This window comes from Delftia sp. 11MD (assembly GCF_050907895.1).
Taxonomy (GTDB): Bacteria; Pseudomonadota; Gammaproteobacteria; order Burkholderiales; family Burkholderiaceae_C; genus Comamonas; species Comamonas tsuruhatensis.
Genome location: NZ_CP194333.1, coordinates 4,826,367 through 4,847,169, shown reverse-complemented (window position 1 = coordinate 4,847,169; position 20,803 = coordinate 4,826,367). Strand labels below are relative to the sequence as shown.

The 20,803-nt window shown below is 64.0% G+C and carries 16 protein-coding genes and 2 pseudogenes; 8 read left to right on the top strand and 10 right to left on the bottom strand.

All coding sequences use genetic code 11. The features are described from left to right. Positions 1 to 91 precede the first annotated feature (91 nt). The 3 genes from ACRSCF_RS22180 to ACRSCF_RS22170 are packed head-to-tail and all read right to left on the bottom strand — an operon-like array spanning position 92 to position 1,990. Entirely contained in the window at positions 92 to 1,180 is a 1,089-nt protein-coding gene (locus ACRSCF_RS22180; protein WP_034368306.1) for a sensor histidine kinase, read from the bottom strand. A 29-nt stretch (positions 1,181 to 1,209) separates the two neighbouring features. Beyond that, positions 1,210 to 1,545 (bottom strand): 2TM domain-containing protein, encoded by a 336-nt coding sequence (locus tag ACRSCF_RS22175; RefSeq protein WP_244386634.1) that lies wholly within the window; start codon positions 1,543 to 1,545, stop codon positions 1,210 to 1,212. Between the two features lie 34 nt (positions 1,546 to 1,579). Beyond that, the gene (locus ACRSCF_RS22170; RefSeq protein WP_016454691.1) at positions 1,580 to 1,990 is read right to left on the bottom strand and encodes a DUF2306 domain-containing protein; all 411 of its coding nucleotides are present in this window, start codon (positions 1,988 to 1,990) and stop codon (positions 1,580 to 1,582) included. Positions 1,991 to 2,326: 336 nt separating this feature from the next. On the opposite strand from ACRSCF_RS22170, the gene ACRSCF_RS22165 reads away from it, so the two are divergent. Beyond that, positions 2,327 to 4,492, top strand: coding sequence for a TonB-dependent receptor (locus tag ACRSCF_RS22165; protein ID WP_324622693.1), 2,166 nt, complete (start codon positions 2,327 to 2,329; stop codon positions 4,490 to 4,492). An 18-nt stretch (positions 4,493 to 4,510) separates the two neighbouring features. Next, complete coding sequence (locus tag ACRSCF_RS22160; RefSeq protein ID WP_244386631.1) at positions 4,511 to 5,740, top strand: PepSY-associated TM helix domain-containing protein; 1,230 nt, start codon at positions 4,511 to 4,513, stop codon at positions 5,738 to 5,740. Between the two features lie 328 nt (positions 5,741 to 6,068). On the opposite strand, the gene ACRSCF_RS22155 is transcribed toward ACRSCF_RS22160, so the two are convergent. Next, positions 6,069 to 6,347, bottom strand: a complete 279-nt coding sequence (locus ACRSCF_RS22155) for a PsiF family protein (protein ID WP_016454694.1) — start codon at positions 6,345 to 6,347, stop codon at positions 6,069 to 6,071. Positions 6,348 to 6,540: 193 nt separating this feature from the next. Here ACRSCF_RS22155 and ACRSCF_RS22150 point away from each other — a divergent pair, with 193 nt between their 5' ends. The 3 genes from ACRSCF_RS22150 (at position 6,541) to ACRSCF_RS22140 (ending at position 10,109) form a co-directional block, all read left to right on the top strand. Further along, positions 6,541 to 7,368 carry an undecaprenyl-diphosphate phosphatase gene (locus tag ACRSCF_RS22150; protein WP_034368307.1) on the top strand — a complete coding sequence of 276 codons (828 nt, stop codon included), beginning with the start codon at positions 6,541 to 6,543 and terminating at the stop codon, positions 7,366 to 7,368. A gap of 183 nt (positions 7,369 to 7,551) precedes the next feature. Next, on the top strand, positions 7,552 to 9,540 hold the full coding sequence (locus ACRSCF_RS22145) for an acetoacetate--CoA ligase (protein WP_244386630.1): 1,989 nt from the start codon (positions 7,552 to 7,554) through the stop codon (positions 9,538 to 9,540). A gap of 158 nt (positions 9,541 to 9,698) precedes the next feature. Then, on the top strand, positions 9,699 to 10,109 hold the full coding sequence (locus tag ACRSCF_RS22140) for a MarR family winged helix-turn-helix transcriptional regulator (RefSeq protein ID WP_244386629.1): 411 nt from the start codon (positions 9,699 to 9,701) through the stop codon (positions 10,107 to 10,109). Positions 10,110 to 10,249: 140 nt separating this feature from the next. On the opposite strand, the gene ACRSCF_RS22135 is transcribed toward ACRSCF_RS22140, so the two are convergent. The 5 genes from ACRSCF_RS22135 to ACRSCF_RS22115 form a co-directional block, all read right to left on the bottom strand. Further along, complete coding sequence (locus ACRSCF_RS22135; RefSeq protein WP_034368308.1) at positions 10,250 to 11,137, bottom strand: alpha/beta fold hydrolase; 888 nt, start codon at positions 11,135 to 11,137, stop codon at positions 10,250 to 10,252. Continuing rightward, positions 11,134 to 12,210, bottom strand: coding sequence for a proteasome-type protease (locus tag ACRSCF_RS22130; RefSeq protein ID WP_016449684.1), 1,077 nt, complete (start codon positions 12,208 to 12,210; stop codon positions 11,134 to 11,136). The genes ACRSCF_RS22135 and ACRSCF_RS22130 overlap by 4 nt, the downstream gene beginning before the upstream one ends. Before the next feature lie 55 nt (positions 12,211 to 12,265). Continuing rightward, entirely contained in the window at positions 12,266 to 14,854 is a 2,589-nt protein-coding gene (gene mutS / locus ACRSCF_RS22125; protein WP_244451711.1) for a DNA mismatch repair protein MutS, read from the bottom strand. A gap of 319 nt (positions 14,855 to 15,173) precedes the next feature. Further along, complete coding sequence (locus ACRSCF_RS22120; RefSeq protein ID WP_034368311.1) at positions 15,174 to 15,938, bottom strand: hypothetical protein; 765 nt, start codon at positions 15,936 to 15,938, stop codon at positions 15,174 to 15,176. 74 nt (positions 15,939 to 16,012) lie between these two features. After that, positions 16,013 to 16,189: a hypothetical protein gene (locus ACRSCF_RS22115; RefSeq protein ID WP_244386628.1), complete on the bottom strand. Its 177-nt coding sequence runs from the start codon at positions 16,187 to 16,189 to the stop codon at positions 16,013 to 16,015. 81 nt (positions 16,190 to 16,270) lie between these two features. On the opposite strand from ACRSCF_RS22115, the gene ACRSCF_RS22110 reads away from it, so the two are divergent. Further along, positions 16,271 to 16,843 (top strand): helix-turn-helix domain-containing protein, encoded by a 573-nt coding sequence (locus ACRSCF_RS22110; RefSeq protein ID WP_244386626.1) that lies wholly within the window; start codon positions 16,271 to 16,273, stop codon positions 16,841 to 16,843. A gap of 46 nt (positions 16,844 to 16,889) precedes the next feature. Here the strand turns inward: ACRSCF_RS22110 and ACRSCF_RS22105 are convergent. Then, positions 16,890 to 17,213 (bottom strand): annotated as a pseudogene (locus tag ACRSCF_RS22105) (leucine zipper domain-containing protein); the annotation flags it as partial. A 148-nt stretch (positions 17,214 to 17,361) separates the two neighbouring features. Here ACRSCF_RS22105 and ACRSCF_RS22100 point away from each other — a divergent pair. Both ACRSCF_RS22100 and ACRSCF_RS22095 read left to right on the top strand, forming a co-directional pair. After that, positions 17,362 to 18,033 (top strand): annotated as a pseudogene (locus ACRSCF_RS22100) (PLxRFG domain-containing protein); the annotation flags it as partial. A 498-nt stretch (positions 18,034 to 18,531) separates the two neighbouring features. Next, on the top strand, positions 18,532 to 20,259 hold the full coding sequence (locus ACRSCF_RS22095) for a reverse transcriptase domain-containing protein (protein WP_244386624.1): 1,728 nt from the start codon (positions 18,532 to 18,534) through the stop codon (positions 20,257 to 20,259). The last annotated feature ends 544 nt before the right edge of the window (positions 20,260 to 20,803 follow it).

The window sequence follows — 20,803 nt, the reverse complement described above, 5'->3', positions numbered from 1 at the left end:
CCCAACTCAGGGGCACCGAGGAAGGGCCGCCCCGCACCGAGGGTGTCGTTCCCCTCCCGCGAAGCGAGAGAGGGGGAAGGCGCGAAGCGACTCAGGGGTTGCATTTGAGGGTGATTCTGGCCAGAGTGCCGCCTTCGGGCAGGGCGGCCAGTTCGAAGTGCGCGGCGTCGCCATAGCGGCTGGCCAGGCGCTCGCGCAGCTGGGCCGTGCCGAAGCGGCTGCCGGGCAGGGCGGGCGCACCGGTGTCCAGGCCCATGCCGTTGTCGGCCACGGTCAGCTCCAACGGGCCGCCGTCCATGCGGCGCGCGCGCACGGCGATATGCCCGCCTTCCAGCTTGGGCTCCAGTCCGTGGCGTATGCAGTTTTCCACCAGGGGCTGCAGCAGCAGCGGCGGCACGGGCACCTGGCCCAGGTCCTCGGGCAGGTCCAGCGTGTATTGCAGGCGCGGGCCCATGCGGATGGACATCAGCGCCAGGTAGTCGCGCAGGCGCGCGAATTCCTCGGCCAGCGCATGCTCGGTGCTGCGCGAGCCGCCCAGCGTGGCGCGCAGGTAGGCGATCAGATGGTCCAGCATGGCCTGGGCGCGCTGCGGGTCGCTGGCCACCAGCACGCGCAGGTTGGCCAGGGTGTTGAACAGCATGTGTGGCTCCAGCTGGGCCTGCAGCAGGGTCAGTCGCGCCTCGGCCGCCTGGCGGCGGGCCTGCTCGGCCTGCATCTGCAGGTGGCGCGAGTAGCCCAGCAGGAAGAAGGCCAGCGACATCACCGTGCTGGCGACGATGGTGACGGCCAGCGGTATCCACAGCCGGTGCATCAGGGCCGTGCTGGCGTCGGGATCGGCCCACTGCCTGTAGGCCGTGCCGATCAGCGACCCGATCACGAACCCCGTCACGATGCCAGCCACCACCAGCGCGGCGCCGCGCCAGCCGCCGGGCCAGGGAATGTCCTGGCCCCGCGTCAGGCGCCAGCGGCCCAGTTCGATGGTGAGCCAGCTGGTCAGGCCGATCGACAGCGAGTAGATGAGGTTCACGTCCCAGCGGCCATGGTTGCTCAGGCTGAATGCGGCGGCAATCAGGGCGCAGGCCGAGGTCGTCGCGATGCCGTGGCGCAGCAGCGTGGTCCGTTCCACGATGTGGCCAGGGGCGGCCGGCTGGCGTGTGGCGTTGGATGCGAGGTCGGGCATGGAGGGCAATGGTAGTCCCATGGCGTGTTTCAGCGGGCGCGGCCCTGGCGTGACTGCAGCGCCTGCCGCTCGCGCTCCACCATGCGCCCGTGCCAGCCGTTGCCCGGCAGTGCCAGCCAGACCACGGCCCCGTGGATGGCCAGTCCCAGGCCCCAGCCCAGGGCCGGGAAGATGGCCCAGTGCCTGCCCTGGGACAGCGACAGCGCCGCCAGCCCGAGGTTGACCAGCACATAGACGCTGGCGTGGATCATCCAGCCCAGCTTGGCGCCTGCGCGGCGGCGCGCCATGCGCTCCAGGGCATCGTCGTCGTGGCGGGCAGAGGGATCGAGGGGATCGAGGGGATCAAGGGGATCAAGGGTGCGCATGGGGAGTTCTCCGTCAGGGGGAAGGAAAGCGGCGTCAGGCCAGGCCCAGCTGCTGCCACAACAGGTCGCCCAGATAGCGGCCGGGCAGCAGGGTGAACAGGCCCGCCACGACGCAGGCGCCGATGTAGACGCTGCGCATGATCTTGCGGTGGCCGGCGATGTTGCCGTGGTACAGGTGCCAGAACGACCGGCCCAGGCCGGCAAAGGTCAGCGGCACCAGCAGGTGGACGGGCGTGTAGCCGCCCCAGTTGGGCAGGCGGTAGTCGCGGATGAAGCAGGCGGACACCGCCGCGCAGACCATGAGCGTGACGAAGGCATGGCCGGCCGCGCGGTGCAGGCGGGGATGGGCGGCGGCCTGACGGCGTGCCAGCAGGGCGATGGCGCCCGTGGCCGTGGCCCCGAGGGCGGCGCTCATGTGGATGGCGATCAGCGGTGTCATTTGCATGGCGGTGTCCTGGCGTGCGGCCCGGGTTGGCGGGCCTGTATGGGACAGGACTGTCGCTGCCGGGCGCCGCCGGGGCCAGCGCCATGCGACGGACGGACGAGGGCAGGGTGCCAGCTGCATCCTGGCGCCGCGAACGGCAGGCACGTCCACGGCATCTGGAGGACGCAGTCCGCAGGGTGGGGGTCAGGGTGAGTGCGCACGGACTATCGATCAGGGCCTTTGAAACCAATCACCCCCAGGATTGCTTCGATGCAACAGATTGAGAAAACTCATAGTTGCGTGCCCAGGTGGTTTGTAAGCTAACGGGTTGTGCAAATCATTCTCAATCCCATCCCCATGCCTTCCATTCGCCCCATATCCCTGGCCGTTCTTTGCCTGTGCAGCCATCAGGCGCTGATTGCCCAGACCCGGGGCGGTGACACCGTGCTGGAGGCCGTGACGGTGGAGGCCAGCGCCGACGCATCGGCCCAGGGCCTGTCCAAGCCCTTCGCAGGCGGCCAGGTGGCCACGGGGGCGCGCAACGGCGTGCTGGGCACGCTGGACTGGAAGAACTCCTCGTTCTCCACCACCAGCTACACCCAGCAGCTGATCGAGGACACCCAGTCCAAGAGCGTGGGCGACGTGCTGCTCAACGACCCGGGCGTGCGCCAGGCGCGCGGCTTCGGCAACTTCCAGGAGCTGTATGTGCTGCGCGGCTTCCCGGTGTACTCGGACGACATCGCCTACAACGGCCTGTACGGCCTGCTGCCGCGCCAGTACATCGCCTCGGAATTCTTCGAGCGCGTGGAGGTGCTGCGCGGCGCCAACGCCTTCCTCAATGGCGCGGCACCGGGCGGCAGCGGCATTGGCGGCACCATCAGCCTGCTACCCAAGCGCGCCGGCAACGATGCACTGACGCGCGTGGGCGCCGGCATACAGACGGGCGGCCAGGCCTTTGTCTCCACCGACATCTCGCGCCGCTTCGGCCCTGACCGGAGCACCGGCATCCGCCTGAACGCCGTGCGCCGCGACGGCGGCACGGGCGTGGATGGCGAAGACCGCTCGCTCACCGCCCTGGGCCTGGGCCTGGACTGGCGCAGCCGCAACGTGCGCCTGTCGGGCGACGTGGGCTACCAGCGCAACAGCTACAACGGCGGCCGCCCCAGCGTGACGCCGGGCAGCTTCATCCCGGCCGTGCCCGACAACCAGACCAACTACGGCCAGAACTGGTCGTACTCCACCGAGCGCGACCTGTTCGCCACGCTGCGCGCCGAATGGGACATCAACGACACCACCACGGCCTGGGCTGCGGGCGGCCTGCGCCGAGGCAAGGAGGACAACTCCCTGAGCGGCGTGACCGTCACGAATGCGGCCGGCGACACCACGGGCACGCGCTTCGACAACAAGCGCAAGGACAGCGTGGGCACGGGCGAGGTCGGCATCCGCACGCGCCTGGCCACGGGCAGCGTGGGCCATGAGCTGGTGGCCACGGCCAGCACCTACTCGGCCACCGAGCGCAATGCCTGGGGCATGGGCTTTGGCGTGGTCAACAACATCTACAACCCCTGGAGCAGCGCGCGCCCGGAGATGACGCTGTTCGGCGGCAACCTGGCCGATCCCACGCGCGTGGGTGAAACCCGGCTCAACAGCTTCGCCATCGGCGACACGCTGACGATGCTGGACGAGCGCCTGCGCCTGACCGTGGGCGTGCGCCGCCAGAGCATCGAGCAAAGCAGCTACGACTACAACACGGGCGCGCAGACCGACCACTACAAGAAGTCGGCCACCACGCCCATGCTGGGCCTGGTGTTCAAGACCAGCGAGAACACCTCGGTCTACGCCAACTACATCGAAGGCCTGACCAAGGGCGCCGTGGCGCCGCAGACAGCCAACGACCTGCCCGTGTCCAACGGCGGCCAGGTGTTCGCGCCCTACAAGTCGCGCCAGAAGGAAATCGGCTTCAAGTGGCAGGGCCGGCAGCTGGGCGCCACGGTGGCGCTGTACACCACGGACATGCCTTCGGCCTATGTGGCCAACCAGGTCTTCGGCCAGTACGGCAAGCAGCGCAACAGCGGCCTGGAGGCCACGGTCTTCGGCGAACCCGTCAAGGGCCTGCGCGTGCTGGGCGGCGTGACCTTCAGCGAGGCCAAGATCCGCGAGGCCGCCGATGCCACCACCATCGGCAACTACGCCATCGGCGTGCCCAAGCGCCTGCTCAACCTGGGCGTGGACTGGGATGTGCCCGGCGTCTCGGGCCTGGCCCTCAATGCGCGCGTGATGCACACCTCCAGCCAGTACGCCAACGGCGCCAACACGCTGAAAGTGGCCTCGTGGACGCGCACCGACATCGGCGCGCGTTATCTCATGGACATCGGCAACAACCGCCTGCTGACCCTGCGCGCGCGCATCGACAACCTGTTCGACAAGGGCTACTGGTCGTCCGTGGGCGGCTACCCGGGCGCCAACTACCTGGTGCAGTCCATGCCGCGCACCTTCTCGCTGAGCGCATCGGTGGACTTCTGAGCCGGAGCGATCTGAAGCATGCGCGCGTTGTGGACGGTGGTGCACCGCTGGATAGGCCTGCTGCTGGCCGGCTTCCTCATCATGGCCGGCCTCACGGGGGCCGTGCTGTCCTGGGACCATGAAATCGACGAATGGCTCAACGCCGACATGCTGGAGACCCCGGCACGCGGCCCGCTGAAGACCCCGCTGGAGCTGGCCGCCGTGGTGCAGGCCAGCGAGCCGCGCGCCGAGATCAGCTATATGACCCTGGGCCTGGTCGAGGGCGAGGCCGCCATGTTCATGGTGCGCCCCCGGCCCGACCCGGCCACGGGCCAGGCGCCTGCGCTGGGCTATGACACGGTCTTCGTCGATCCTGTCAGCGGCCACATCACGGGCCAGCGCAACGGGCGCAGCTTTGCGCTCAGCCAGCGCAACCTCATGCCCTGGCTGCGCCACCTGCACGAAAGCCTGCTGGCCCCGCGCTTTTGGGGCACGGACCGCTGGGGCTACTGGTTCATGGGCAGCCTGGCCCTGCTGTGGGTGGCCGACAGCTTTGTCGCGCTGCTGCTGACCTTTCCCGTCAAGCTCAGGAAAAGCGCCCCGCGCCTGACGGCGGCCATGGGATCGTGGTGGCGGCGCTGGCTGCCCTCATGGCGCGTGCGCTGGGGCGGCGGCGCCTACAAGCTCAACTTCGACCTGCACCGTGCGGGCGGCCTGTGGGTCTGGGCCGTCATCGTCATCGTGGCCTTCACCTCGTTCTCGCTGAACCTGTACCGCGAAGTCTTCTACCCGGTGATGAGCACCGTCTCCACCACCACGCCCGGCCCCTACGAAACCCTCAAGCCCGCACCCCAGGGCACGCTCCTCGAGCCCAAGGTCACGTTCGCCCAGGCCATCGCCATCGCCCAGAGCGAGGCCAAGCGCCTGGGCTTCGCCCAGCCCGCAGGCGGCATCTGGTGGGGCGGGGACTTCCCGTTCTACAACATCTCCTTCTTCGACCCGCACGACGAAACCGGCGCCATGGGCATGGGCCTGTCCAACATCTACGTCAGCTCGGACAACGGCGAAGTCCTGGGCACCTACCGCCCCTGGCACGGCACGGCCGCCGACGTCTTCGTCCAGCTGCAGCTGCCCCTGCACAGCGGCCGCATCCTCGGCACCCCCGGCCGCGTGCTCATGTCCTTCGTCGGCGTGCTCGTCGCCGTCCTGTCGATCACCGGCGTCATCATCTGGTGGCGCAAACGCAGAGCCAGGAAGATGACCCCCTGAGCGGCTGCGCCGCTTCCCCCTTCCCGCTTCGCGGAGGGGGACGCAGCCCTCACTGCGGGGCAGCCCTTGCTCGGCTGCCCGCGCTTGAGCCCTGCGAGTTTGAACGGCTGTCGGTAGTACACGGCTCCATTGATAGCCAAATCAGAAAACTATCCGCCTAAACAGCAAAGCCACCGAAAACGGTGGCTTTTGGCAATGCTTGACGGGCTCAAGGCCATCCCGACTGGCGCGCCCCAAAGCGAGGGACACCGAGCAAGGGCCGCCCCGCAGCGAGGGTGTCGTCCCCCCCGCGCAGCGAGAGGGGGAAGGCGCGCAGCGCCTCAGGGGGTCAGTCCTTCTTCAAGCATTCACTCATGAACGCCTTGCGCTCGTCGCCCTTCTTGCCGGTGGCGTCGGCATTGCAGGTCTTCATGCGTTCCTGCTGGCGCTTCTTGCCGTCGGACAGGCAGGACTTCATGAACTCCTTGCGCTCGTCGCCCTTCTTGCCGGCGGCTTCGGTGTTGCAGGTGCCCATCAGCTTTTGCTGGGCCGTGGGAGCCTTGTCTCCGGCGGCCATGCCGATGCTGCAGGCCAGGGAGACAACTGCCAGAACAACGATTTTTTTCATGATGGAATGGTTTTGAAGGCGCGCCGAAATCCAGCGCCCCCACATTGCAGCACAGCGCCGGGCGCACAGCAACGTCACGCGCCGGCCGTTGTAAAAGTTTGCGATTGCCGCCGGCGGGCCGGCAGGCGTCCATCGGCAGGCCATGGCCAGCGCAGATAATGGCGCACTTTTGCATTGCGACAGGACGCTTGCCGTGGACATTCTTTTGCTGGTCAAGGCCGCCATCATGGGCATCGTGGAAGGGCTGACGGAGTTCCTTCCCATCTCCTCCACCGGCCACCTCATCCTGGCCGGTTCGCTGCTGGGCTTCGACGATGCCAAGGCCAAGGTCTTCGACATCGCCATCCAGACCGGTGCCATCTTCGCCGTGGTGCTGGTGTACTGGCAGAAGATCCGCTCCACCGTGGTCGACCTGCCCACCAGCCGCCACGCGCAGCGGCTCACGCTGAACGTCATCATCGGCTTCCTGCCGGCCGTGGTGCTGGCGCTGATCTTCGGCAAGTTCATCAAGGCGCACCTGTTCACGCCCACCGTGGTGGCCACCACCTTCATCCTGGGCGGCTTCGTCATCCTGTGGGCCGAGCGCCGGCCCGCCTCGGCCATGCGCGTGCAGACCGTGGACGAGATGACGCCGCTCGATGCCCTCAAGGTCGGCCTGGTGCAGTGCCTGGCCATGATCCCTGGCACCAGCCGCAGCGGCGCCACCATCATCGGCGGCATGCTCATGGGCCTGTCGCGCAAGGCGGCGACCGATTTTTCGTTCTTCCTGGCCATTCCCACGCTGATCGGGGCCGGCGTCTACAGCCTCTACAAGGAGCGCGCCCTGCTGTCGGTGGACGACATCCCCATGTTCGCCGTGGGCCTGGTGTTCTCCTTCATCAGCGCCTGGCTGTGCGTGCGCTGGCTGCTGCGCTACATCTCCACCAACAGCTTCGTGCCGTTTGCCTGGTACCGCATCGCCTTCGGCATCATCGTGCTGGTCACGGCCTTCACGGGCCTGGTCAACTGGAGCGGCGGCTGAGCAGGGCCGGGCCATCGATGGGGACAAGCCACCTTCGGGTGGCTTTTTTGCGTCATGTGCCCGGGGGAGCAACCGCATGACGAGCGCGTGGTTGCCCCATGAAAACCCCTGTACTTCTGAGAATGATGATGTTCTATGGTTATAAAAAATATGTTTTTTTTATAACTTTTTCCGAGGGTTGCCATGGCCATCGAACAAGGGCAGTTGATGTGGCGTCCCAGCCCGCAGCAGGTCGCGCAAAGCGGCCTGGCGCGCTACATGGATTGGCTGGCTGCGGCAAGGGATAGGCGCTTCGATGGCTACCAGGCGCTGTGGCATTGGTCGGTCACGGATCTCGATGGCTTCTGGCGCTCGATCTGGGACTACTTCCAGGTTATGGCCGACGGTGACCCGACGCGCGTGCTCGGTGAGCGCGGCATGCCGGGCGCGCAGTGGTTTCCCGACACGCACCTGAACTATGCCGAGCATGTGTTCCGCAGCGCCAGCGCCGAGCACCCGGCCATCATCGCGCGCTGCGAAGGCGCCGAGCCGGTGGAGCTGTCATGGCGGCAGCTGGAGCGTGACGTGGCGGCGCTCGCGGCCCGGATGCGCGAACTCGGCCTGGGCCGCGGCGATCGCGTCGTGGCCTACCTGCCCAATGTGCCCCAGGCGGTCGTTGCCTTCCTGGCCTGCGCCAGCATAGGCGCCATCTGGTCCAGCTGCGCGCCCGAGATGGGTGTTTCCGTGGTGCTGGACCGCTTCCAGCAGATCGGCCCCAAGCTGATTTTCGCCACCGATAGCTATGTCTACGGGGGACGGTGTTTCGATCGCCGCGCCGTACTCGGCGAGGTGCTGCGGGGATTGCCCGAGATAGGCCATGTGATCCATGTGCCCGGCCCCCTGTTCAGGCCCGGGGACCCCGCATGCGAGCTGCCCTGGCGCGATGTCATGGCCTGGGCCGACGCGCTGGCCAGGCCCGCAGAGCCGGTCTTCGAGCGCTTGCCGTTCTCGCACCCGCTGTGGGTGGTCTATTCCTCGGGCACCACGGGACTGCCCAAGGCCATGGTGCACAGCCATGGCGGCATCGTGCTCACCCACCTCAAGACCCATGGGCTGCAGCACGACGTGCGGCCCGGCGACCGCTTCATGTTCCTGGGCAGCACGGGCTGGATCGTCTGGAACCTCATGGTGGGCAGCCTGCTGGCTGGCGCCACCGTGGTGCTGTCCGATGGCAACCCGACCTCGCCCGACGATGGCGCATTGTGGGACTTCATCGATCGCCAGCAGGTCACGCTGTTCGGTTGCGGCGCGGCCTTTCTGGCCAAGACCATGAAGGATGGCGTGGTGCCCGCCCGGGGCCGCCGCTTCGAGAAACTGCGCGCCATCAATTCCACGGGGTCGGCGCTGCCGCTGGAGGCCTACGGCTGGGTCTACGAGAACATCAAGCGCGATCTGTGGTTGGCCTCGGTCAGCGGTGGAACGGATATCGCCTCGGGCTTCGTGGCCTGCGCGCCCCTGCTGCCCGTGCGTGCGGGCGAGATCCAGTGCCGTGAACTGGGCGTCGCCGCGTACGCCTTTGACGAGCAAGGGCGCAGCGTGACCGGCGAGGTGGGCGAACTGGTGATCACCGAACCCATGCCTTCCATGCCCTTGTATTTCTGGAACGACGCCGATGGCCTGCGCTACCGTGAAAGCTACTTCGACGTCTTTCCCGGCTACTGGCGCCATGGCGACTGGATCTCGTTCAGCGAGCATGGGTCGGCCGTGATCTACGGCCGCTCGGACACCACGATCAACCGTTTCGGCATCCGCATGGGAACGGCCGAGATCTACCGTGTCGTCGAGGAAGTTGACGAGGTCTTGGACAGCCTCGTCGTGGACCTGGAGTTCCTGGGGCGCCCCTCTTTCATGCCCTTGTTCGTGGTGCTGGCTCCGGGCCTGGTGCTGACGGATGCGCTGGTGGCCCGGATCAAGGATGCCATCAGGGCCCAGGCCTCTGCGCGCCACGTGCCCGATGCGGTCATCCAGGTCGCCGAGATTCCGCGCACTCTCACGGGCAAGAAGATGGAACTGCCCGTGCGCAAGCTGCTGCTGGGTGCAGAGCCCGCCAAGGTGGCCAGCCCCGACGCCATGGCCAATCCGGGCAGCATCGATTTCTTCGTGCAATACCGGGCACGGGTCCCGCTGGCCTGAGGTGCGGCGACCCTGGCCGATTTCATCCATGACGCAGGAGACAAACCCATGACCGTCTCTATCGAAAGGTCCGCCAGGCCCCGTTCGATGCGCCTGGCCTCACCTTGGACCGAGCCACCCCATCGCCTATGAAGTCAGCACTCCAGCAGAATTTTCTGATGCAGCAGTTGGGCCACTGCACGCGCCTGGCCCATGCCACCGTAAGGCCTCACTATGCGAAGCACATGCTGGCGCTGGATCTCAAGCCGTCGGAGTTTGCCGTGCTGTCGCTGATCTCGGCCAATCCCGGCGCATCCCAGCGCCAGATCGCCGAGACCGTGATGATTTCCCAGCCCAACATGGCGGCGCTGATGGAAAGACTGCAGGTGCGCGGCCTGCTCAGGCGCGAGGCCGATCCTGCGGACAGGCGCCTGTCGCTGCTGTATCTGACGGCCGAGGGCGAGCGCCTGCACGAAAAGGCGGCGGCGCAGGTGGAAATTCTGGAGCAAGAGGCCAGCCGCATGCTGAGCGCTGAGGACAAGCAGCAACTGCTGCGCCTGCTTCACAAGATGATCGATTGCGCCGGGTAGCCGGCCCGCCATCGCCAAGACCCTCGCCCGCTGCCGTGAACGCCGATGGGGCCCGATCCTTGAGGAAGGCGCCAAGGGGTTCAAGCACCACCGCATGGTCCAGGGTTGCCATCCGGATCTCGGCCTGAGCCGGACGCCGCTCAGGTATGCATGTTCAGCAGCGCGGCCTCGATGGCGGCGGCCGTGGCGTGGGGCCGCTCCATGGGGAACAGGTGGCTGCCGTCCAGCATCATCACGCGCCCGCGCGTGATGCGGCGCGTCAGGTCCATGCCCACCTGGCGCATCTCCACCGAGGCGCGCCCGCCGATGAAGGCCGCCGGGCAGCGCAGCGGATGGTGGTGCAGCAGCGAGGCCAGGTTGTGCGGCAAGGTGTTGTAGATGGCGGTCTCCACCTCGCGCGTGAAGTGCAGCGTGCGCCGGCCGTCCAGGTCGGCCAGGCCGCCCTGCACATAGTCCTGGAGCACCTGCGGATGCCATTGCGCAAACACCTTCTTGGCGCGGAAATAGGCCAGCGCCTCGTCATCGCTGTCCCAGGCATTGCGGCGGCGCGCGCTGATCTTGCCTGGCGAGACCGAGCCCACCAGCTGCGTGCGCTTGGCCACCCCCACCGCATTGGCACGCCAGCCGCTGAGCAATGGCGAGTCGATCAGCAGCACGCCGCGCGCCAGCTCGGGATGGCGCGCGGCCGTCATCACGCTCAGGAAACCGCCCAGCGAATGCCCGACCAGGAAGACCGGACCGCCCACGCGCTCGACCTCGGCGCGCGTGAACTCGGCCAGTTGCTCGACCAGGTGCGGCCAGTTGTTGGTGACGGGAAAGCGCGGGTCATGGCCGAAGCGCTCCACGCCCTGCGCCGCGATGCCGCGCTCGGCCAGCAGCGAGAGCAGCAGCCGGTAGGTGGGCAGCGGAAAACTGTTGGCATGCGAGAACACCACGGGCAGCGGCGCCGATGCAGTGCCCGCGCCCGTACCCGTGCCGGCAACCGCCGCATCGCTCTCGGCCCGCTGTGCGGACCGGGCCGCGTTCACGGCCGAGGCTCCTGGCCGGCCTGTGCGGCGCCATCGGGCACGCCTTGCTGGTGGCCCGAGGGCTGGCCTGCATCGGGCCGCACGGGCGATGCCGGGCCCGGCTGCTGGGGCGTCATGGGTGTCATGGGCGTCATGGGGGAGGTCGCAAGACCGTCTGCCGTGGAGGTGCCCAGGCCCGCGCCCGTGCCGCTGTGATAGGGCTGGCGCAGCGCCGCAGGCGGCAGCCGGCCCATGCTGCGCGCCGACGAGCGCAGGGCGCCTGCCGGCGCGTTGACCTTGGTCAGCGGCTGGGCCTGGCGGCTGTGCACGCGGATGGGCACCTCGGAGGCGCCGCCATCCCAGGCCGGGTCCTCGATGCTGTCGAAAACATGGCGCAGGCGCTCGCCCCAGCTGTCGTGCAGCATGCGGAAATACGGATTGCTCTCGTCGATGCTGACGATCTTGTCGGAGGCAAAGCGGTCCTTTTCGTACACGATCAGGTCCAGCGGCAGGCCCACCGACAGGTTGGACTTGAGCGTGCTGTCCATGGACACCAGGGCGCACTTGGCGGCCTCGTCCAGCGGCGTGCGCGGCGTGATCACGCGGTCCAGCACGGGCTTGCCGTACTTGGACTCGCCGATCTGGAAGTAGGGCGTCTCGCTCGTGGCCTCGATGAAGTTGCCGGCCGAATACACCTGGAACAGCCGCATGGTCTCGCCCTGGATCTGGCCGCCCAGCACCAGCGAGATATTGAAGTCCACGCCCGACCGGGACAGCGCCACGCCGTCGCGCTCGTACACATGGCGCACGGCCGCGCCCAGCACGCGGGCCGCATCGAACATGCTGCGCACGTTCCAGATGGTCAGCATGTCTCCCGTGGCCTCGTCGCGCAGCTGCTGGCTCTCCAGCAGCTCGCGAACGGACTGGGTGATGGACAGGTTGCCGGCCGACAGCAGCACCATGAAGCGGTCGCCGGGGTTCTCGTAGACCATGAGCTTGCGGAACGAGCTGATCTGGTCCAGGCCGGCATTGGTGCGCGAGTCGGCCAGGAAAACCAGGCCGGCGTTGAGCTTGATGGCAACGCAATAAGTCATGGGAACATCCGAAACTGCGGGATCGACAAGTTTAGTGGGAGGTGATTGACCGCGTTCAGGCAGCGATCTTCTTGAGCTGGTAGAGGGCCTCCAGCGCCTCGCGCGGGCTCAGTGCGTCGGGATTGATGGCGGCCAGCGCCTGGGCCAGCGGGTCGTGGCGGCTCTCGGGCTCAGGCATGTCGGGCGCATCGAACAGGTCCACCTGCAGGCGGCCCTCGTCGGCATGGGCCTCCAGTGCCTCCAGCGCATGGCGCGCGTGGTGCAGCACGCCGGCCGGCATGCCCGCCAGCTTGGCCACCTGGATACCGTAGCTGCGGCTGGCCGGGCCGGGCTGGATCTCGTGCAGGAAGACGATGTCCTGGCCCGACTCCGCCGCACTCACATGCATGTTCACGGCCGCGCGTGCCTTGGCCGGCAGCTCGGTCAGCTCGAAGTAGTGCGTGGCAAACAGCGTGAAGGCGCGCGTCCTGTCGTGCAGCTGGGTGGCGATGCCGCTGGCCAGCGCCAGGCCGTCGAAGGTGCTGGTGCCCCGGCCGATCTCGTCCATCAGCACCAGGCTGTGGGGCGTTGCCGAGTGCAGGATTTGCGCGGCCTCGGTCATCTCCATCATGAAGGTGGACTGGGCATTGGCCAGGTCGTCGGCCGCGCCGATGCGCGTGTGGATGGCGTCGATGGGCCCCAGCCGGCAGCTGGACGCCGGCACATGCGAGCCCATGCTGGCCAGCAGCACGATCAGCGCCACCTGGCGCATATAGGTCGATTTGCCGCCCATGTTGGGGCCGGTGATGATCTGCATGCGCGTGTTGGCGTTCATGCGCGTGTGGTTGGCGATGAAGCTGCCGCTGGAGGTCTCGGCCATGCGGGCCTCCACCACCGGGTGGCGGCCGGCCTCGATCTCGATGCAGGGATGGTTCACGAACTCGGGCGCGCACCAGTTCAGCGTCAGCGAGCGCTCGGCCAGCGTGCACAGCACGTCGATGGCGGCAATGGCACCGGCCACGCGCGTGAGCGCCGGCACATGGGGCTGCAACTGGTCCAGCAGCTGCTCGTAGAGGAATTTCTCGCGCTGCAGCGCGCGCTCCTGCGCGGACAGGGCCTTGTCCTCGAAGGCCTTGAGCTCGGGCGTGATGTAGCGCTCGGCGTTCTTCAGCGTCTGGCGGCGGCGGTAGCGCTCGGGCACCGCGTCCTTGTAGCTGTTGGTGATCTCTATATAGAAGCCGTGCACCTTGTTGAACTGCACGCGCAGGTTGGGAATGCCGGTCAGCAGCTTTTCCTTGGCCTCCAGCTCCAGCAGGAAGTCATCGCAGTTGTTCTGGATGGCGCGCAGTTCGTCCAGCTCGGCGTCGTAGCCTGTGGCAAACACGCCGCCGTCGCGCACCAGGGCGGCCGGCTCTTCCATGATGGCGCGCACCAGCAGCTCGGCGCAGCCTTCGGGCGGCTGCAGGTCGGCAAACAGCTGGGTCAGGTGGGCCGAGGGTGTCTGCCCGGCCTGGGCCAGCAAGGCCGCCTTTTGCAGCGTGCGGCCCAGTCCCACCAGCTCGCGCGGGCGCACCTGGCGCAGCGCGGTGCGCGCGGTGATGCGCTCCACATCGCTCACGCCCTTGAGCTGCTCGCGCAACTGCTGCCAGGGCGCGGCCATGCCGCCTGCGCTGGTGCCCTGCAGCGCCCGCGTGGCCTCCAGCCGCGCCATGGCCTGCGTGCGGTCGCGGCGCGGCTCCAGCAGCCAGGCCTTGAGCAGGCGGCTGCCCATGCCCGTCATGCAGGTGTCCAGCAGGGAGAACAATGTGGGCGAATCCTCGCCGCGCAGCGTCTTGACCAGCTCCAGGTTGCGGCGCGTGGCCAGCGGCAGCGCAATCAGCTCATCGTCGCGCTGCACCTGCAGAGCGTGGATGTGCGACAGGCTGCGGCCCTGCGTGTGCTCCGCATACGACAACAGGGCGGCGCTGGCGCCATGGGCCAGCGGCAGGTCCTCGGCCTCCCAGGCCTTGAGGCTGGCCGCGCCCAGCAGCTCCAGCAGCTTGCGCTCGCCCAGGCCGCCGTCGAACTGCCAGTCAGGGCGCGGCGACAGCGGGCAGGCAATGGAGCCGCCATGGCGTAGCGCGAACAGGCTCTGCTCGAAGCGCTCGGTCACGCCTGCGCTGTAGATCAGCTCGCTGGGCGCAATGCGTGAAATCCAGGCGCCCAGCTCGTCGTGGGAACACTCGGCCAGATGGATGCGCCCCTGCGTCACCGCCATCCAGGCCAGGCCGCAGCGCTGGCGCCCGGCCGTGTGCAGGGACAGCAAGATCGCTTCGCTCTTGTCCGACAGCAGCTCACTGTCGGTCAGCGTGCCCGGCGTCACCACGCGCACCACCTTGCGCTCCACCGGGCCCTTGGCGGCGCCCACCTCGCCCACCTGCTCGCAGATCGCCACCGACTCGCCCAGCTTGATCAGCCGGCCCAGGTAGTTCTCCAGCGCATGGAAGGGCACGCCCGCCATCGGAATCGGCTGCCCCGCCGTCTGCCCGCGCGTGGTCAGCGTGATATCCAGCAGCCGCGCCACCTTCTCTGCATCCCCGAAGAACAGCTCGTAGAAATCCCCCATGCGGTAGAAAACCAGCGTGTCGGGGTAGTTGAACTTGATGCCCAGGTACTGCGCCATCATTGGCGTGTGCATCGAAAGATCAGGGGCCGGAGAGGGCTGTGTGCTTTGCGAGAGGTCGCTCATTGGCTTGGGAATCAACAGGTTGCAGCGGCGCGAAGGTGCCGGGCAAGGCCTGCCTGGATGGCGCGGGGCCGCAGGAAGGCGCGAATGTTCTTGTGTCGTGCTGCCCGCCTTGGGCCGTATCCATCGTGTGGGGCGTGGTGGCGGGCAAAGGTCACATTATTGACTACCCGAGGTTGGACGCCGCGCCAAGGGGGCGTAGATCGCGGCACACAAATGCGCTGCGCTCAATCCAAGGGACCATTTCCGCCATGCGTCGTCACAGGGCTCCTTCTGGCAACTGCTTGGCTCCTTGGTACAGGGCGTGCTGCGCATCCGCCAGGGTGATCACTTCGTCCCCGGTGAGATAGCTCATCAGAACACTGTTGAGTTTCGCGATGCGTGCGCCATAGCAGCGAATCAGCGAGGCTATCTGAATCTGCTCCGGTTCCGTGATCTGATCACCCAGCGCTGTCACGGCGTGGGCTGCTGCCTCGATGTCGAACGAGCAACGAATGAGCAACTCACTGGCCCGGTGGCCGCTTCCATGCAACGGCGATGCCGCTGTGACTGGTGATGCTGTATCTGCCTGGCTGCCGAATGTATTGACACCGTTGCCAGCCTCCTTGGTTGCAGCAAAGCTGGCCAGGAAGCGCAGGTCGTCCAAGGAGTTGGGAAGCTCGTTGTAGGCCCCGAACAGCCTGTCTGCGAATTCAAAGGCGTGTTCCAGCAGTCCATGAACAAAGGCCGCTTCATTTGCTGCACTGAGCTGGCTCTCTCGGAATGTGTCGCGTGCGAACTCCAGCTCCGAGCTGATGAGGGCGAGCAGTGAAAGCAGATCCACCCTCACCGGGTCATGTGGACTGCTTGCCGGGCAGCAACCGGGATCAGGAAGCTGGTTGAGCGCTGCAAACGCCCGGCTGAGGTGCGGGCAGGAGTAGCGCTCCTGTGCCCCGTCGTACAGGATGCGTTTCACTGTGTACTTGAGCACTCCCGCAGCGAACAGGACTGCTTGGTGGGCATCGGCAAGAGAGGCTCGGGCCATGCATGGGGCGTGGCGTTGGGGCTCAGGGTGCGCGTGATTTCTATCGTGGCGCTGAATGTTTGGCCGCACTCGATTCAGCGCCGCTCGGCGGCGGTGTCGGTTTGACCCAGCACGATGCGGCCCTCGTGCTGGGCGCCGTCCCATGCGCGTTCCAGCCCTTCGCCGGTCATCCCCAAGGGAATGCGTTTGGAGTACATCAGGGGCTCGACCGTGGCCGAGCGGTGGCGGGTGTGGTGCGCTGGGGTGGTCATGTAGTATCTGGAGATAGGTTGTTACAAGACGCGGTGGATTTTGCCCAATTTTTTGGGAAAGTCAACAGATTTACCAAAAAAATGGATGAATTTTCCCAAAGGTTGCGTGAGGAGCGCAAACGGCTTGGCCTGAGCCAAGAGGCGTTTGCATCCCTGGGCGGGGTGTCCAAGAACACTCAATCGAACTACGAGACGGGGGCAAATCTGCCTGATGTTGGCTACCTCAACACCATTCGCGGGTTCGGGGTGGACTCCGGCTATGTGCTCACGGGCATACGTACTTTTGACCCCAGCGCGATAGAGCATGCACAGCCCGCTGCCACGCTTGCGGCCCGCCTGGTGCAAGAGCGCAAGCGGCTGGAGCTGACCGTGGGCCAACTGGCCGCCAAGTCGGGCGTGGATCGCCTGGCCCTGCTGAAATTTGAAGAGGGCGAGTTCGCGCCCGACGCCAAGGCGCTACAGCAGCTGCATGCCGTGGGCGTGGATGTGGGCTATGTACTGCTGTCGCTGCGCGCGGGCGCGGCTGGTGGCGATGCCGGCACGGCGGCCTCAGTCAGTTCTGACACCCAGGAGCTGCTGCAGCACTACGAAAAGGCGCCCCAAGAGGCGCAGGCTGCGCTGCGCACGCTGGCGGCCCTGGTGGCGCGCGGGTAAGCAGCCCGCCGTCTTTGCCAGCGGCCGATGGCCGCGACGAATGCATCACCGGTTCCGCAGGCTGCAGGTCGCTGAGGCGAGACAGGCCAGCCCGGGCCAGCACACGGCTGACGGAGGAGGCACAGACGCCTGCGTTGCTGGCAATGCGCGATTACAGCATCCGACTGCTGCGCAACTTAACGATGGGCAGTGCCTCGGACTGGTCAATGGCTCGGGGCGAGCGCGCTGGCCTGGAGGAGGCGTCGGCCAGGGCGGCTTTGCCGCCGCTCAGATACCGACCCAATCACTTTCTGGCTGTCTGCGCTGTGACGCCGTGGGCGAGAGCAGCTTGGGTGGCATCCAGGCCATGAATGGTCATCTGTTTAACCATCTCAAGTCGGCGGGCGAAGGTGCTGGACTAGCCCATGGTGACCACGCTGCTGGCCGCGGTCTCGGTGTTGAGCGGCGACGAGGACGAGCCCTGGGGCGCGCAGGTGGTCATGCTGGCAGACGCCTTCGGTTAGACGCCGGCGGAGGTTCTCTCCCATGGCCTGTTCCGCCTGACGCCCTGGGACATCTCGGGCCGCGTGGGGCTGGGCCGGCTGATCCCACGGGTGTGCAGGAGGGGGGTGGAAGGTCAGCGCCTGGGCGAGTCGGCAATGGCCGCCACCCTGGGCCCCGTGGCTGGCATCGGCATCAACGCTCTGAAGAGCCTGCAGGAGATGAGCGATGGCCGGTACCAGTGCGGGCTTGAGACCATGGCGCCCAGCGTGCTGCGCGGCCCGCTCAAGGCCTGGCGCTACGAGACCGAGGGTGTCAAGTACAAGACCGGCATCGTGGTGCAGGACCAAGTAGATGCGGCTGCCGTGGCCGGTCAGGCTGTGGGCTTCTCGCCGTCCAGCGTGCGCAATGCCTACGAAGGCAAGTCCGCCATCGTGGGCCAGGACCGCGCGCTGCAGGCCCGGCGCAGCGCCTTGGTCGAGCAGTTCGCCATGGCTGCCATGGCCAAGGACGAGGAGGGCAAGACCGAAGCGCGGGAGGCCATCCAGCGCTTCAACGAGAAGAACCCAGGCCGCCGCATCCGGCCAATGCAGCTGGCCCAAAGCGTGAGCATGCGCGAGAAGCGGATTCGGGAGGCCAAGGACGGGGTCTACCTGCCGAAGAAGCGGGGCGATGCCATGGAGGCAGGGCGGTTCGCGGTCGGGGTGTAGAGACAGGGATGTTGCTAGCTTGTCGCTCCTTCCAACTCCTAGTCTTCAGTTGATTGTGGAGGATCTTGCGTTTTGAGTGAACAGACCGAAGGTCACTTGGAGAGCGCAGACAGTCGGGTGGCCACCCTCATGCCCACAAATGCGATCTCTCAAAGAGACTCTTTCCTATGCTCTCACAGCGGGGAATACGAATCGAGACTCGGGAGGTGGCGAATGTCTTCCGCAAAGGCGGCAAGCTGCTTTTCAAACAAAGCAGATGTTTGTCCAAGCGAAAGACCTTTGTGGCAAATTTCAGACGGTTGTCAACTTGCACGGTTGTTGGTGTGTAGCTTTTTGATACACTGCGCTGGCCACTCCAGCAAAAACTTAATTTGACCGCGTTAACGTAGTCAATGGTGTTATGGTACCCCCATATACTGTCGAGCTCACTTATTGCGTCTTGCTCGCAAAGGGTAAATGAGAAAGCATGCTGGAGTGGCATCTTACAGGAGATGCGATTTGGCTAGCCTAGAGTTTGATATCCGAAAAATTGATGTCGAGCTTATGGCTCAGGATATTTTTGGCAGGCCTTACGCTGAGATATCTAAGATAGTCTATCCTAGGCCTAAATATAAGTACTTTGTTCTTCCGAAAAAATCTGGAGAATACAGAAGTATTGTCGCGCCATCACTTAAGCTAAAAAACATACAGGAATCGCTACTTGATTTTTTGCAGCGCGAGTTTCCTTTGGCTAAGTCCTGTGTGCATGGGTTTCACCGTGGTCGGAGTGTTGTTACAAATGCTCAAGCACATTGTAATAGAGATACTAGCTTTGTTCTGAACATTGATTTGGAGGATTTTTTTCCTTCAATTAGTTATTACAGAGTTAGAGGGGTTTTTGAAAATTCTCCATTTGGCTATGCAAGAAATACGGCTTCTGCCCTTGCTCATATTTGTTGCAATAATGGAATTTTGGCGCAAGGCGCACCTACATCTCCGATAATATCAAACTTGATATGTCGTGGCTTGGACAAAGATCTGTCTGCACTTGCTAGGAAGCATCGTGCAATATACACGAGATATTGTGATGATATAACCTTTTCATTTAAAAGTGGTAGGGTGGATAGGCTTCCAGCTTCAATTTGTAAATTCGATGGTGATGTTCTTGGTATTGGTGATGAACTGACGGAGATAATTTCGAGTCATGGATTTAGGATAAAACATACCAAGAATAGAATTAGTTCACGCCAGCGTAGAATGGAGGTCACAGGTATTGTTATCAATAAATTCCCAAATGTTAGGCGCTTGTATGTTGATAAAATTAGAGGGGCGCTCCATGCATGGGAAACTTATGGTTATGAAATGGCTTCCAAAATTTGGGAAGAGAAAAAATACAGCCGCTCATTAAGAACTGGGGCTATACCGAGATTATATAAAAACCTTTATGGTAAATTGTTGTATTTGAAGATGGTTAAAGGCGATAGCGATGATGTTTATCGATTGCTAGCGATGAAGTACAATAGGGTTTTTTTGAAATCTCAGTCTCTTGGTGAATTGGGTGATGGCAAGCTTCTCTCCCTGGGTAGTAGGGTTGTAAACGCTTCTCATGTGAAAAGTGCAGTGTTTGTGATTCATGCTAGGTGGGGTTTGGATGAATTGGGTTTGCCAGAAGAAGAGGTGCAGGGAACGATATTTTGTTTGGTGGGTAAAATTTTGATTACATGTTCACATGTGATTGAAAAGCCGGAGCATATAAAAACAGATACTGTTGAGTACTATTTGGTGGAACCCACAAGCGGAAAAGAGCATAGATTAAACCTTATCTGTAATGATAGTCACAAGGACATTGCAGTTCTCCGCTTTGTAGAACAAGGCGTGCCCGATGCTCGGGAATTGGTGCTTTCGGAGCAGCCAATATCTCAAAATGCTGATGTGATGCTTTATGGTTTTCCTAATTGGACTCGTGGAAGAGCGTTAAATAGTCTTCCCGGCACGGTTACCTCAACTTTTATTAGATCTAATATCGATTGTTTAGAGGTTGATTGTTCTATTCGTCAGGGAAATAGTGGTGGGCCGCTGCTGAATGTGGGTATGCGTTTGGTTGGAATGGCGACGCAGGGGGCGGATGTAAAGTCTGGAAATAATGAATGTGTCACTGTTTCTGAAATCAGGGATTTCATCTTGCGCTGCAGCACTAGCCACCCATTACATTTTGATAAGTCATTTAATATTTCTAATCTTTTTTGATTTTGCATGCCTTTGCCGGTGTGCCTCGATGATGTTCATATCTGACTACTGATGTTGAAGATTACGCCGTCTCATATCGCAATTGGAATGCGCAGTCGGCTTGCGGAGTGCCTTAATGTTGTGCACTACTCCAGATCTTTGGTGGGGGAGAGGGCCTTGTCATCAGACTCGTCCCGATCGGTTTTGTTTCTATCATTTCGAGGCTGCGATGCGGGAATAAGCCTCTGGCGGGCGCTTCAGTGCTTGCTTAGATTTTCATGAATATTCCCAAGAATCAACGTAATCTGTTGATTTTACTTAATTGTGCGTCTGACTTTTAATCCGTTGGTCGCGAGTTCGATATCGCCGGGCTCACAAATAAAAACACGGAAGCCGCGCTATCGTAAAGATGGCGCGGCTTTTGTTTTGCTTCCAATTTGGGAATAGGTATTAGCTCAGGGGCTGGCGTATGCATAGTTTCAAAAACTCTTCTACGCACGGGTCGCAGGCCGCTCATGCCCTCGGGAATCAAGGGGTTGCGGCGGCTTGCAGGTGCCGGGCAAGG

Bases quoted from the DNA above. Each gene is read 5' to 3' on its own strand.
- ACRSCF_RS22175 (WP_244386634.1), bottom strand. From the start codon at position 1,545: ATGCGCACCCTTGATCCCCTTGATCCCCTCGATCCCCTCGATCCCTCT.
- ACRSCF_RS22130 (WP_016449684.1), bottom strand. From the start codon at position 12,210: ATGACTTATTGCGTTGCCATCAAGCTCAACGCCGGCCTGGTTTTCCTG.
- ACRSCF_RS22140 (WP_244386629.1), top strand. From the start codon at position 9,699: ATGCAGCAGTTGGGCCACTGCACGCGCCTGGCCCATGCCACCGTAAGG.
- ACRSCF_RS22170 (WP_016454691.1), bottom strand. From the start codon at position 1,990: ATGCAAATGACACCGCTGATCGCCATCCACATGAGCGCCGCCCTCGGG.
- mutS (WP_244451711.1), bottom strand. From the start codon at position 14,854: ATGATGGCGCAGTACCTGGGCATCAAGTTCAACTACCCCGACACGCTG.
- ACRSCF_RS22145 (WP_244386630.1), top strand. From the start codon at position 7,552: ATGGCCATCGAACAAGGGCAGTTGATGTGGCGTCCCAGCCCGCAGCAG.
- ACRSCF_RS22165 (WP_324622693.1), top strand. From the start codon at position 2,327: ATGCCTTCCATTCGCCCCATATCCCTGGCCGTTCTTTGCCTGTGCAGC.
- ACRSCF_RS22160 (WP_244386631.1), top strand. From the start codon at position 4,511: ATGCGCGCGTTGTGGACGGTGGTGCACCGCTGGATAGGCCTGCTGCTG.
- ACRSCF_RS22155 (WP_016454694.1), bottom strand. From the start codon at position 6,347: ATGAAAAAAATCGTTGTTCTGGCAGTTGTCTCCCTGGCCTGCAGCATC.
- ACRSCF_RS22180 (WP_034368306.1), bottom strand. From the start codon at position 1,180: ATGCCCGACCTCGCATCCAACGCCACACGCCAGCCGGCCGCCCCTGGC.
- ACRSCF_RS22110 (WP_244386626.1), top strand. From the start codon at position 16,271: ATGGATGAATTTTCCCAAAGGTTGCGTGAGGAGCGCAAACGGCTTGGC.
- ACRSCF_RS22115 (WP_244386628.1), bottom strand. From the start codon at position 16,189: ATGACCACCCCAGCGCACCACACCCGCCACCGCTCGGCCACGGTCGAG.
- ACRSCF_RS22120 (WP_034368311.1), bottom strand. From the start codon at position 15,938: ATGGCCCGAGCCTCTCTTGCCGATGCCCACCAAGCAGTCCTGTTCGCT.